The following is a 12,332-nucleotide window of genomic DNA, read 5'->3' as shown; positions in this document are numbered from 1 at the left end:
GGATTACGCTGCGCTCCATCCGGGTTAACGAGATCAAAACGCCGTATAGCCGCCGTCGATCACGAATGTATCGGCGGTGTGATACGACGACGCCTTGCTCATCAGATACACTGCAATGCCGCCGAAATCGGATGCCTCACCGAAGCGCCGCACCGGAATGCGCGGCATCACGTTGGCGACGAACTTGTCGTTGGCCATGAGCCCCGCGGTCATGTCGCTCTTGATCCAGCCCGGCAGGATCGCGTTCGCGGTGACCCCGTAACGCGCGAGCTCGACGCCGAGCGCACGCACCAGCGCGTTGATGGCGGCCTTGGTCGCCGCATAATGCTCGTTGCGCGCGGTGCCGAAGATCGAGGCGAGGCTCGAGGTCGCAACCAGCCGGCCGAAGGGGTCGCCGGCATTGGCACGCTCGGTCATGTGCTTTGCCGCGGCCTGGAACGCGTGGAATACGCCGTCGAGATTGGTCGAAAACATCGTGCGCCATTCCTGTTCGGTGCGCTCGATGAACGAGCGCCGCCCGCCGCCACCGATGCCTGCGTTGGCAAAGCAGCCGTCAACCCGACCGAACGCGTCGAGCGTCGCCTTCATCGCAGCATCGACCGAGGCCGGATCGGTGACGTCGCAGACGCGGGTGTCAACTTTGCCGGCAAGGCCGGCCAGGCTCGCGGCAGCAGCCTTGTTCTTGTCAGCATTGCGGCCCCAGATCGAGACGTTGCAGCCCTGGCCGGCGAGCGCCTGCGCAATGCCGAGCCCGATGCCGCCATTGCCGCCGGTGATCACGGCGACGCGGCCGGAAAGGTCGAAAAGGTTCATGGCGAGTTTCCTGTTTTGGCCTGCGGCGGATCAGCCGCTGCGCGCAAGATTGCTTGCTATGCTCTGATCACCATGGACAAGACCGCGCCAAAAATCAAATATGCGCCCGGAAAAACAAATTCCGGTCTGCGAAACTGACGCAGGCGGCAAGCTGACGAGGAAACCATGCAGTTCAAACACGTCACGCTCGATCTCGATGGTTCGGTCGCGATCCTCAAGCTCGACCATCAGGAGGTGATGAACGCAGTCTCCTTGGACATGCTGGGCGGCCTTGCCGAAGCTCTGGATGCGATCGAGGAGAAGAAGGATGAGGTGCGCTGCGTCGTTTTGACCGGCGCTGGGCGGGCGTTCTGCACCGGGGCAAATCTCCAGGGCCGCAACAACCAGCCGAAGAAGACCAAGGCCGGCCTGACGCTGGAGACCGGCTTTCATCCGTTCCTGCGCCGCATCCGCAACCTGCATTGCCCGATCGTGACCGCGGTCAACGGTCCCGCCGCCGGCGCCGGCATGAGCTTCGCGCTGCTCGGTGACATGATCCTGTGCGCGCGCTCGTCCTATTTCCTGCAAGCCTTCCGCCGCATCGGTCTTGTGCCGGATTGCGGCTCCACCTGGCTCTTGCCGCGCCTGATCGGTCGGGCGCGCTCGATCGAATTGTCGCTGATGGGCGAGCGGCTGCCGGCCGAGAAGGCATTGGAATGGGGCCTCGTCAACCGCGTCTATGATGACGGCGTGCTGATGGAGGAGGCGATGAAGCTCGCACGCGAGCTCGCCAGCGGCCCGACGGTGGCGCTGTCGCTGATCCGCAAACTCTACTGGGACAGCCCGGAAAATTCTTTCGAGGATCAGCTTAACCTCGAATTCCAGTGCCAGCTTCGAGCGGGCGACACCGATGACTTCCGCGAAGGCGTCGGCGCGTTCCTGGAGAAGCGCCCCGCGCAGTTCAAAGGCAAATGATCGAGGCGGAGCTTTCCCGCAGCGTCGCGCGCTGGTGTCCCGGTGCGACCGGCGTCGCCGGCGCGGCCAAGCTCTCTGGCGGCGCCAGTCAGGAAACGTGGCGCTTCGATATCGTGCATCCCGATGGGCTGATAGGCGCAATCCTGCGCCGCTCGCCGAAGGGCTATGGCGCCGCGCCAACGCGCGCGGCAGGCCTCGCCGCTGAAGCGCAGCTGATGCAGCTCGCCTATGAGGCTGGCGTGCCGTCGCCGCGCGTGATGCATGTGCTCACGCCGGAGGACGATCTCGGCACGGGCTTCATCATGCAGCGGATCGAGGGCGAGACTATCGCCCGCAAGATCCTTCGCGATGAGGAGTTCGCAGCCGCACGGCCGCTGCTGGCGCGGCAGATCGGCGACGTGCTCGCCGGTTTGCACAAGCTGCCGCTGCACAAGCTGCCGGAGCTGCGCCGCATGACCGCGGCGAAGGAGGTCGATGAGTTCGAGCGCGACTATCGCAGCCTGAACTGGCCCAAGCCCGTGTTCGAGCTGGCGCTGCGCTGGCTGCGCGACCACGATCCCGGTCCCTCGGCGGAGGAGACGTTGGTACATGGCGATTTCCGCAACGGCAATCTTATCATCGGCGCCGACGGTATCCGTGCCGTGCTGGACTGGGAGCTCGCCCATCTCGGCGATCCCATGGAGGATCTCGGTTGGGTCTGCGTCAACTCGTGGCGTTTCGGCGAGATCGACAAGCCGGTTGGCGGCTTCGGCTCGCGCGAGGAGCTGTTTGCGGGCTATGAGGCCGCGGGCCGCAAGGTCGATCCGCCGCGCGTGAAATTCTGGGAAGTAATGGGCACGCTGCGCTGGGGCATCATGTGCGGCGGCATGATGCAGCGGTTTCGCGAGGGGCCTGACCATTCCATGGAGCGCGCCATGATCGGACGCCGCGCCTCCGAGACCGAGATCGATCTGTTGCGGCTGCTGGCGCCGCGCGGGAGCTGATGCATGCAGGACGAACCCACGCCGATCGAGCTGACAAAGTCAGTCGCCGATTTCTTGCGCAACGAGATCACGCCGCTGATCTCCGGCCACCAGGCTTTCAAGCTGCGCGTCGCCATCAACATCCTCGATCTCGTGACGCGGCAGCTGACGCGGGAGGAGGGCAGCGATGCGGCGGAGGTGGAGCGGCTGCGCGCGCTGCTGGGCATGGACGGTTCATTGATCGAGCTCAACCGCACGCTCGCGATGCGCATTGCCAAAGGCGAGATCGATCTCGCAACGCCGGGCCTTGCCGAGCACCTCTGGCAGACCACGATGGACAAGCTCGCAGTCGATCAGCCGAATTACGCGTCATACAAGCGAGAGCTGTCGCGAGGCGGGTAGCTCTCTCCCCGTCATTGCGAGCGCAGCGAAGCAATCCAGAGTCTTTCCACGGAGGCGGTCTGGATTGCTTCGTCGCAAGAGCTCCTCGCAATGACGGGGGGAAAGACTCGTTTACTTCCCCACCCATTTCGGTGGTCGCTTCTCCGCAAACGCCTTCGGGCCCTCGATGTAATCCTGCGACGCCACCATCGCCTTCACCGCCGGATACTCCCGCTGCTGCTCGATCGCCTGTTCCAGCGAGACGCCAAGCCCTTTCTGGATTGCCTGCTTCGAGGCCCGTATGGACATCGGCGAGTTCTTGGTGATCATCTCCGCCCAGCGCAGCGCGGCGTCGAGCGCCTCGCCTCGCGGCACCACCTCGTTGACGAAGCCGAGCTCGAGGCCTTCCTTGGCACTGACATGCCGCGCGGTAAGGATCATGCCCATGGCGCGTTTGAGGCCGATCTGCCGTGGCAGGCGGTGCAGGCCACCGGCGAGCGCGGCCAGGCCAACGCGCGGCTCGGGCAGCGCGAAGGTGGCATTCTCCGAGGCAATGATGAGGTCGCAGGCCAGCGCGATCTCGAAGCCGCCGCCCATCGCGACGCCGTTCACGGCGGCGATGATCGGCTTGTCGCAGTCGAACCGCGAGGTCAGGCCCGCAAACCCACCCTTGTCCCAGCCGCGTTTGCCGCCCGCGGCCTGCCACTTCAGATCGTTGCCGGCGCAGAACGCCTTGTCACCGCTGCCGGTGACGATCGCGATCCATTGCTCGGGATCGGCCGAGAAATCGTCGAAGACCTTGTTGAGCTCGAAATGCGCGTCCGTGTGCAGCGCGTTATAGACCTCGGGCCGCGACAGTGTGACGATCGTGATCGGGCCCTTGCGTTCCACCTTGGAAAATTTCAGCTCCATGATCGCTCCCGCATTTTCTCGTGAAGGAATATTGTCGTCATACTAGCGCGCGGGTGCGCTTGAGCACCACCGAAATGCGCAAGCGCGCCTTGCGTGCCTCACACGTCTCGGCTTGCTTGACTTGGATGCGCTCTTCTCCGCTTAATCGTGCGAAGCAAGAATGCGCTTAGCGCCTTAACGCAAAACGAAAAATCATTGAGGGAGAGACCCTTGGATTTCTCATTGCCTGACGATCTCGTCGCCTATCTCGGAGAGCTCGACCGTTTCATCGAGCGCGAGATCAAGCCGCTGGAGGAGGCCGATGACAACATCCGCTTCTTCGATCACCGCCGCGAATGGGCGCGCACCGATTTCGAGAATGGCGGCCTGCCGCGCCACGAATGGGAGGCGCTGCTGCGCAAGGCCAAGGACCTGGCGGACGCCGCGGGTCATCTGCGTTTTCCGGTGCCGAAGCAATTTGGCGGCAAGGACGGCTCCAATCTCTGGATGGCCGTGATCCGCGAGCATTTTGCCGCCAAGGGACTCGGCCTGCACAACGATCTCCAGAACGAGCATTCCATCGTCGGCAATTTCCCCGTTGTCACCATGCTCGACCGCTACGGCCGCGACGATCAGAAGGCGATGATCGACGGCTCGATCAAAGGCAAGTACCGCATCACCTTTGGCCTAACCGAGCCGCATCACGGCTCGGACGCCACCCATATGGAGACGCGCGCGGTGCCGGCGACCCGCGACAACGTCAAGGGCTGGATCATCAACGGCGACAAGATGTGGACGACAGGCATGCATGTTGCCACGCATTGCGCGCTGTTTGCGCGCACGAGCGGCAATCACGGCGATGCGCGCGGCATCACCTGTTTCCTGGTGCCGGCGAAGAGCGACGGCGTCAAGGTCGAGGAGTACATGTGGACCTTCAACATGCCGACCGACCATCCCCGCGTCAGCTTCACGGACGTGTTCGTGCCCGAGGATGCGCTGTTCGGCGAGGTGGGCCGCGGCCTGTCGCTGGCGCAGTGCTTCGTGCACCAGAACCGCATCCGCCAGGCCGCGAGCTCGCTCGGCGCCGCGGTTTACTGCATCAACGAGAGCGTGAAATATGCCCGCGAGCGCAAGCCGTTCGGCAAGGCGCTCGCCGAGAATCAGGCGATCCAGTTCCCGCTGGTCGAGCTCGCCACGCAGGCCGAGATGCTGCGTCTTCTGATCCGCAAGACTGCCTGGGAGATGGACCAGCTCACCGAAGAGCAGATTGAGCGCACGCTCTCTGATCGCGTCTCCATGTGCAATTACTGGGCAAACCGCCTCTGCTGCGAATCCGCCGACCGCGCCATGCAGGTCCATGGCGGCATGGGCTACTCACGCCACAAGCCGTTCGAGCACATCTACCGCCACCACCGGCGCTATCGCATCACCGAGGGCAGTGAGGAGATCCAGATGCGGAAGGTGGCCGGGTTCTTGTTCGGCTATATGGGGCCGGGGAAGCATTAGCGCTAGCACCGTAGGGTGGGCAAAGCGAAGCGTGCCCACCACCTCTCCCGCAATCGTCGAAGAATGGAGGGCGCGGCGCTTTGCGCCTTTGCCCATCCTACGGCACTACGCGGTCAATTCACCCGTCGCTCTTTCCCGGCCCAATACGGCTCACGCAATTGGCGCCGCAAAATCTTGCCGCTCGGATTCCTCGGCAGCGCCGGCAGAAACTCCACGGTCTTGGGCGTCTTGTAGCCAGCGATGCGCTCGCGGGTGAAGTTGATGATGTCGGTGGCTGTGGCCTGCTTGCCAGGCTTCATGACCACCATGGCCTTCACCGCCTCGCCCCATTTGTCGTCAGGCACGCCGATCACGGCGGCCTCCGCGACATCAGGATGATCGCACAACGCACTCTCGACCTCGGCCGGGTAGATGTTCTCGCCGCCCGAGATGATCATGTCCTTGATGCGATCGTGGATATAGAGATACCCGTCCTCGTCCATGTAGCCGGCATCGCCGGTGCGCAGCCAGCCGTCGGAACGAAGCGCAGCGGCGGTCGCCTCGGGCAGGTTCCAATACCCGGCCATGTTGGAGCCCGAGCGCGTCGCGATCTCGCCGACCTGGCGCGGCGGCAGCGGCTTGCCGTCGACGTCCAGGATCGCGATCTCGACGCCCGGCAGTGCCTTGCCGGCCGAGCGCATCCGCTCCAGTCCCTCGATGTGGTCTTCCGGCGGCAGCGCGACGATGGTGCCGGTGGTCTCGGTCATGCCGTACATTTGCACGAAACCGCATTTGAAGACCTCGATGCACTCCTTCAGCAGCGCCGCCGGAATTGGCGAGGCGCCATACAGCATGTATTTCAGCCGCGAGAAATCGACCGTCTTCGCGCGCGGCTGCCGCACCACGAACTGCATTGCCGCCGGCACCATGAACAGCTTCGTGATCCCGGACTGCTCGAAGAAGTCCAGAACCTTGGTCGGATCGAACTCGCGCGCGATCACGCCGCGGGCGCCGTGATAGAGCCCCATCACGCCCCAGCCCGAGCCGCCGATGTGGAAGATCGGCATCGCCACCAGCGAGACATCATCGGTCGACCACCGGTTCCACTCCGGCTTGTCCTCGGCATTACCGGTCTGTACCAGATTGAGGAAGTTCGCGTGCGAGAGCATTGCGCCCTTCGGCTTGCCGGTCGTACCCGACGTATAGAGCTGGATCGCGATATCCTTGGTGTCGATCGGGACCCTCGGATCGTCACCGCTCTGCGTGTCCCGCCAAGCCGCAAAATCCTGCCATTCCGGCGCGCCGCCTTCGGTGGTGATGATTGTACGCAGGCCCGGCAACTGGTCCTTGATTTGGCGAACGAGCGCGATGAACTCCGGCCCGACGAACAGCACCGGCGCCTTGCAGTCCTCGACGATGAAGGCGACCTCGGGTCCCGCGAGCCGCCAATTCACTGGCGCCATCACCACACCGGCCTTCATGGCGCCCATCAACAGCTCGAAATAGATGTCGCTGTTCTTGCCGAGATAGGCGATGCGGTCGCCTTTCTTCACGCCCATTGCGATCAACGCGTGGGCGACCTTGTTGGTGTTGACGTCGAATTCGGCGAAGCTGGTGAGTCGGCCCTCGAACTCGTAGGCAATGGCGCTGCCGCGGCTTTTCGCGCGCTCGCGCACCATGTCGGCGAGATTGGCCAGAGGCTGTGTGGGCATGTTTCTGCCGTCGTCTTGTTCTTATGCCGCAGAGTGTGGCGTCATCCGCGGGTGAAGACAAGACGGGACAAATCAGCCGCGGTTTCGTGTCCCCGAACGCGACGCATCACGAAGTGATGCGCTGCTCAGCCGGGACCCAGCATCCGGCGAGATGGGCCCCGGCGCTCAGCAGCGCACCAGGCCGAAGGCGGCGCGCTGCGCTGCGTCCGGGGCACGGGGGAGATCATCCCCGTTTGGCCCGGTCCTTCTCGTTCTGCGCCATGATGCTCTCGCGCGCGGCTTTCCAGTCGTCGTCGCTCCAGTCCCGGAGCTGGTAGAAATTGCCGCCCATGGCGAGCGCCTGCGCGCCGTCCATGGCGATGGTCTCGCCGTTGATCCAGTCGCAGCCGCCGGAGATCAGGAACACCGCGAGGTTCTGCAGTTCCTCCATGGTGCCGACTCGGCCCATCGGGTTCATCGCCTTGGTGCGCGCGCCGGCCTCGTCGCCGGGCTTGATCCGCTTGCTCATGCCTTCGGTCGGGATTTCGCCCGGCGCGATGGTGTTGAGGCGGATGCCGTAGCGGCCCCATTCGGTGGCGAGCGACATCGTCATGGCGTGGATCGCCGACTTGCTCATCGCCGATGGCACCACGTAAGGCGAGCCGTTGCGCACCCAGGTCACGGTGATCGAGACGACGTTGCCGGGCTGCTTCAAGGCGATCCAGCGCTTGCCGACCGCCTGCGTGACGTAGAACGTGCCGTGCATGACGATGCTGGCGACGGCATCGAAGCCGCGCGGCGAGAGCTCCTCGCTGCGCGAGATGAAATTGCCGGCAGCATTGTTGATGAGATCGGTGAGGGGACCGTCGCGAAAGATGGTCTCGATCATCTCCTCCACCGCGAGAGCGTTGCGGATGTCGACACCATGGCTGGTGACGCGGCCGCCATAGAGATCCATCAATTCGGTCGCGGTCTCGTCGCACACGATCTTACGCCGGCCGCAGATGTGCACCTCGGCGCCGAGCTGGAGGAAGCGCGCCGCCATCGACTTGCCGAGCCCGGTGCCGCCGCCGGTCACGAGAATGCGGCGTCCGGCCAGAAGATTTTCCTTGAACATGGGTGTTTCCCCCGTAGGGATTGTCAGTTAATTGGTCGATTGACTAAATCCGGCCGCCAGCGTCCTGTAAAGCGGCACTGAACAAGAACAGGGGAGAATTCATCCATGGAAGAGCGCGTCTCGATTTTGATCTCGGACGGCGTCGCCGACGTGCGCCTGATGCGCGCCGACAAGATGAATGCGCTGGATCAGGCCATGTTCGAGGCCCTTGTCGCTGCGACCGAGCGGCTTTCGAAGGAAAAGGGCGTGCGCGTCGTCGTGCTGTCCGGCGAGGGCCGCGCTTTCTGCGCCGGCCTCGACATGGGGCGTTTTGCCGCCATGAAGGAGAAGGGTGGCAACGGAATTCCGGGTGGCGAAAATCGTGACCTCACCAAGCGCACGCATGGGCAGGCGAACTTTCCGCAGGCCGCGGTGTGGGGCTGGCGTCAGCTTCCGGTGCCTGTGATTGCGGCCGTCCACGGCGTTGCTTTCGGCGGCGGCTTCCAGCTCTCGCTCGGCGCCGACATGCGCTTCCTCGCACCCGATACGCGGATGTCGATCATGGAGATCAAATGGGGCCTCGTGCCCGACATGGCGGGCACGCCGATCCTGGCAAGCCTGGTGCGCGACGACATCCTGCGCGATCTCACCTACACCGGCCGCATCTTCTCCGCGCAGGAGGCGATGACTTACGGCCTCGCCACCCGCATCTGCGACGATCCGCGCGCAGCGGCCCTGGAAGCCGCGCGCGAGATCGCTGGCAAGAGTCCCGACGCGATCCGTGCGGCAAAACGCCTGCTCAACAATCTCTCGGTCGATCCGGGCCCCGCGCTGCTCGCCGAATCCGTCGAGCAGCAGAAGCTGATCGGCAGCGCGAACCAGACCGAGGCGGTGCGGGCCAATCTGGAGAAGCGCGCGCCGAAGTTTGCGGATTAACACAGACCTCATCCCGACGAGCCGCGCAGCGGCGTCTCGAGGGATGGGCCACGGGCTCTCATGGTTCGAGACGGCGCTTTGCGCCTCCTCACCATGAGGGCGACTTTGAACAAGAAGAAGAACAAATGAGCGAAACGTCTCAATTCCTGGGCATCGTCTCCGGCAACCGTCGCCGCTCTCACGCCGAGGTCGCTGACCGTGCCGACCGCATCGCGAGTGGCCTTGCCGAGCTCGGCGTCAAGCCAGGTGATTGCGTCTGCATGCTGATGCGCAACGACATCGCCTTCCTGGAGGCCGCCTATGCTGCGATGCGGCTCGGCGCCTATGGCGTGCCCATCAACTGGCACTTCAAGCCGGAGGAGATCAATTACATCCTGGAGGATACCGGCACCTCCGTGCTGATCGGACATGCCGACATGCTGCATGCCTTGCGCGGTGCCATATCGAACGGCGTCACCGTGCTCAGCGTGCCGACGCCGCCGGAAATCCTGTCCAATTACAAGATCGATCCGGATCATCTGAAGATTCCGGAGTTCGCGATCGATTTTGAGTCTTGGCTCGCCCAGCAACAACCCTATGACGGCCCGGTCGTGCCGCAGCCGATGAGCATGATCTACACCTCGGGGACGACAGGCCATCCCAAGGGCGTCCGCCGCAATGCGCCGACGCCGGAGCAGCAGGCTGCCGGCGAGCGCATGCGCGCGATGATCTACGGCCTCAAGCCCGGCGCCCGCGCGCTGTTGCCGGGCCCGCTCTATCATTCCGCGCCCAACTCCTTCGGCATCCGCGCCGGCAAGCTCGGGGGCGCACTGGTGCTGATGCCGCGCTTCGAGGCCGAAGAATTTCTCGAACTCATCGAACGATACAGGATCGACACCATCTTCATGGTGCCGACCATGTTCATCCGCCTGATGAAGCTGCCGGAAGAGGTGCGCAGGAAATATGACGTCTCCTCGCTGCGCCACGTCATCCATGCCGCCGCGCCATGTCCGGCCGACGTCAAGCGCGCCATGATCGAATGGTGGGGACCGGTGATCTACGAATTCTACGGCTCGACTGAGTCCAGCGCGGTCACCTTCGCAACCTCGGAGGATGCGCTGAAGAAGCCCGGCACGGTCGGCAGGATCTCGCCCGGCGCGGAACTGCGCTTCATCGGGGATGACGGCCGCGTGCTTCCGGTGGGCGAAGTCGGCGAGATCTATTCCTGCATGGCCGGGATGGCCGATTTCACCTACCACAACAAGCCGGAGAAGCGCGCCGAGATCGACCGCGATGGCTTCATCACCTCCGGCGATGTCGGCTACATCGACGAGGACGGTTACGTCTTCATCTGCGACCGTAAGCGCGACATGGTGATCTCAGGCGGCGTCAACATCTATCCGGCCGAGATCGAATCCGTGCTGCACGCAGTGCCTGGCGTGCATGATTGCGCCGTGTTCGGCATCCCCGATGCCGAGTTCGGGGAGGCGCTGATGGCGGTGGTCGAGCCGCAGGCCGGCATCACGCTCGAGGCCGCCGAGGTCCGGGCGCGATTGAAGGCTTCGCTCGCCGACTACAAGGTGCCGAAGCACATCGAGATCCGCAGCGGGCTGCCGCGCGAAGATTCCGGAAAAATCTTCAAGCGCCGCCTGCGCGATCCCTATTGGGAGCAGGCCGGACGCAAGATCTAGCCGGGTGCGCAAGGCGATACCCGGGACAGTGAGAGCCAAGGTCCCGGATGTCGCCTCGCGCAGCCGGGCTTCGTTTTGTGGGTATCGAGCCGTCTTCGCAGAGACAGATTTCGAACCTATATAGATGGCGTCATCCACCTTCGGATCATCCCATGGCTCCCGTTTCCATCCTGCTCAACCTGCTCTGGATCCTCATCGGCGGCGCCTGGATGGCGTTCGGCTGGCTGATCGCCGCGGTCATCATGGCCATCACTATCATCGGCCTGCCCTGGGCGCGGGCGGCCTTCAACATCGCCGTCTACACGCTGCTGCCATTCGGCTCGAAGGCGGTGCGGCGCGACGAGGTCACCGGGATGAGCGATATCGGCACCGGCCCGCTCGGGGTGATCGGCAATATCATCTGGTTCGTGCTCGCCGGCTGGTGGCTGGCCCTCGGCCATCTCCTCACCGCCCTGGTTCTCGCCGTGACCATCATCGGCATCCCCTTCGCCTGGGCGCATTTGAAGCTCGCAGGCATCGCGCTGTGGCCGATCGGCAAGGTGGTCGTGCCGGCTTAGGCATGGACCTGTCAACGACGGCCTCCGGCGGCAGAGCGGAAGTGGCCCAGCTTGCGGGCCTCGTCGGTTGATGACGCAACTCGGACGTGAACCAAGATGGGAAGCTGTTCGCTCCGCATCGACGCTGGCGATACGGCGCGTCATCTCGTCCGCGCGGGCCGCCACGGCAAGGAGCAATCACTCTCGTCGCTCTCAGGACCGAGCGAGTTGGCTAGGGCGCCACGTCGCACTCAGTTCGTCAATATTTCTTACGGTAATTCCCCGGAGTTGCTGTTTTGTCAAACCCGGTCTGGGATGTGGCATTCGACGCCTCCGCTGTGGGCAACACCCGCGCTGCAATCGAATCGTACATTGAGTTGGAGACGATCATGCGCAACATCGTACTGGTGATGGTATTCGTGGTCTCGCTGGCGGCTCCGGCTTTGGCTCAGAAGCCCGAGATTGAAGCGATCAACACCAAATTTATTGAATTCTTCAACAAGGGCGATTTCTCTGGTATCGGCTCGCTCTATACCGCTGATGCGATCGCGATGCCGCCCGGCTCCTCGTTGGTGCAGGGCCGAGCAGCCATCGAAGTAATGTGGAAAGGCATGGCGGATCAAGTCGGCGACCCGAAGCTCACAACTGTTGACGTGAAGTCGCTCGGCCCTTCGGCGGCACGCGAGATCGGCACGTTTGCTCTGAAGACCAAAGGGCCGACACCGCAGGAAGTGACTGGGAAGTACGTCGTTGTTTGGGAAAAGGTCGGAAATGACTGGAAGCTCGCCACCGACATATGGAACGAGGGCAAGTAGGCCGCCCGTAGGCGTACGTGTCCGTTATTGGGCGAAGTCACGGCTCGTGTCATGGAGGTCCGGCTTTTGCGGCAGAGCGGACCAGATTTTCTCATCCTGAGT

General features: G+C 63.6%; 12 protein-coding genes. 8 read left to right on the top strand and 4 right to left on the bottom strand.

Annotation, left to right across the window (positions count from 1 at the left end; all coding sequences use genetic code 11):
- Positions 1-33 precede the first annotated feature (33 nt).
- Positions 34-813 carry an SDR family oxidoreductase gene (locus IVA91_RS01445; protein WP_247279779.1) on the bottom strand — a complete coding sequence of 260 codons (780 nt, stop codon included), beginning with the start codon at positions 811-813 and terminating at the stop codon, positions 34-36.
- A gap of 165 nt (positions 814-978) precedes the next feature.
- Between IVA91_RS01445 and IVA91_RS01440 the strand changes: the two genes are divergently transcribed.
- From IVA91_RS01440 to IVA91_RS01430, 3 genes are read left to right on the top strand one after another with little or no spacing between them, the layout of a single operon-like run.
- Positions 979-1,767, top strand: coding sequence for an enoyl-CoA hydratase/isomerase (locus IVA91_RS01440; protein WP_247279778.1), 789 nt, complete (start codon positions 979-981; stop codon positions 1,765-1,767).
- On the top strand, positions 1,764-2,750 hold the full coding sequence (locus tag IVA91_RS01435) for a phosphotransferase family protein (protein WP_247279777.1): 987 nt from the start codon (positions 1,764-1,766) through the stop codon (positions 2,748-2,750). The genes IVA91_RS01440 and IVA91_RS01435 overlap by 4 nt, the downstream gene beginning before the upstream one ends.
- 3 nt (positions 2,751-2,753) lie before the next feature.
- Positions 2,754-3,131 carry a DUF6285 domain-containing protein gene (locus IVA91_RS01430; protein ID WP_247279776.1) on the top strand — a complete coding sequence of 126 codons (378 nt, stop codon included), beginning with the start codon at positions 2,754-2,756 and terminating at the stop codon, positions 3,129-3,131.
- A gap of 111 nt (positions 3,132-3,242) precedes the next feature.
- On the opposite strand, the gene IVA91_RS01425 is transcribed toward IVA91_RS01430, so the two are convergent.
- A complete protein-coding gene (locus IVA91_RS01425) occupies positions 3,243-4,022 on the bottom strand; it encodes an enoyl-CoA hydratase-related protein (RefSeq protein ID WP_247279775.1) in 780 nt (259 codons plus the stop codon).
- 210 nt (positions 4,023-4,232) lie between these two features.
- Here IVA91_RS01425 and IVA91_RS01420 point away from each other — a divergent pair, with 210 nt between their 5' ends.
- Positions 4,233-5,507 carry an acyl-CoA dehydrogenase family protein gene (locus IVA91_RS01420; RefSeq protein ID WP_247279774.1) on the top strand — a complete coding sequence of 425 codons (1,275 nt, stop codon included), beginning with the start codon at positions 4,233-4,235 and terminating at the stop codon, positions 5,505-5,507.
- Between the two features lie 113 nt (positions 5,508-5,620).
- On the opposite strand, the gene IVA91_RS01415 is transcribed toward IVA91_RS01420, so the two are convergent.
- Positions 5,621-7,198: a fatty acid--CoA ligase gene (locus tag IVA91_RS01415; protein ID WP_247279773.1), complete on the bottom strand. Its 1,578-nt coding sequence runs from the start codon at positions 7,196-7,198 to the stop codon at positions 5,621-5,623.
- 223 nt (positions 7,199-7,421) lie between these two features.
- Positions 7,422-8,294: an SDR family oxidoreductase gene (locus IVA91_RS01410; RefSeq protein WP_247279772.1), complete on the bottom strand. Its 873-nt coding sequence runs from the start codon at positions 8,292-8,294 to the stop codon at positions 7,422-7,424.
- Positions 8,295-8,399: 105 nt separating this feature from the next.
- Between IVA91_RS01410 and IVA91_RS01405 the strand changes: the two genes are divergently transcribed.
- The 4 genes from IVA91_RS01405 to IVA91_RS01390 all read left to right on the top strand — a co-directional run bounded on the left by IVA91_RS01405 (position 8,400) and on the right by IVA91_RS01390 (position 12,230).
- Entirely contained in the window at positions 8,400-9,209 is an 810-nt protein-coding gene (locus tag IVA91_RS01405) for a crotonase/enoyl-CoA hydratase family protein (RefSeq protein ID WP_247279771.1), read from the top strand.
- Positions 9,210-9,334: 125 nt separating this feature from the next.
- Positions 9,335-10,879: an acyl-CoA synthetase gene (locus tag IVA91_RS01400; RefSeq protein WP_247279770.1), complete on the top strand. Its 1,545-nt coding sequence runs from the start codon at positions 9,335-9,337 to the stop codon at positions 10,877-10,879.
- Between the two features lie 152 nt (positions 10,880-11,031).
- Positions 11,032-11,436 carry a YccF domain-containing protein gene (locus tag IVA91_RS01395; protein WP_247279769.1) on the top strand — a complete coding sequence of 135 codons (405 nt, stop codon included), beginning with the start codon at positions 11,032-11,034 and terminating at the stop codon, positions 11,434-11,436.
- A gap of 368 nt (positions 11,437-11,804) precedes the next feature.
- Positions 11,805-12,230: a DUF4440 domain-containing protein gene (locus IVA91_RS01390; protein ID WP_247279768.1), complete on the top strand. Its 426-nt coding sequence runs from the start codon at positions 11,805-11,807 to the stop codon at positions 12,228-12,230.
- The last annotated feature ends 102 nt before the right edge of the window (positions 12,231-12,332 follow it).

Source organism: Bradyrhizobium sp. 153, from assembly GCF_023073835.1.
Taxonomy (GTDB): Bacteria; Pseudomonadota; Alphaproteobacteria; order Rhizobiales; family Xanthobacteraceae; genus Bradyrhizobium.
The sequence above is the reverse complement of the archived record's forward strand: the minus strand, read 5'-3'. Positions and strand labels throughout refer to the sequence as shown.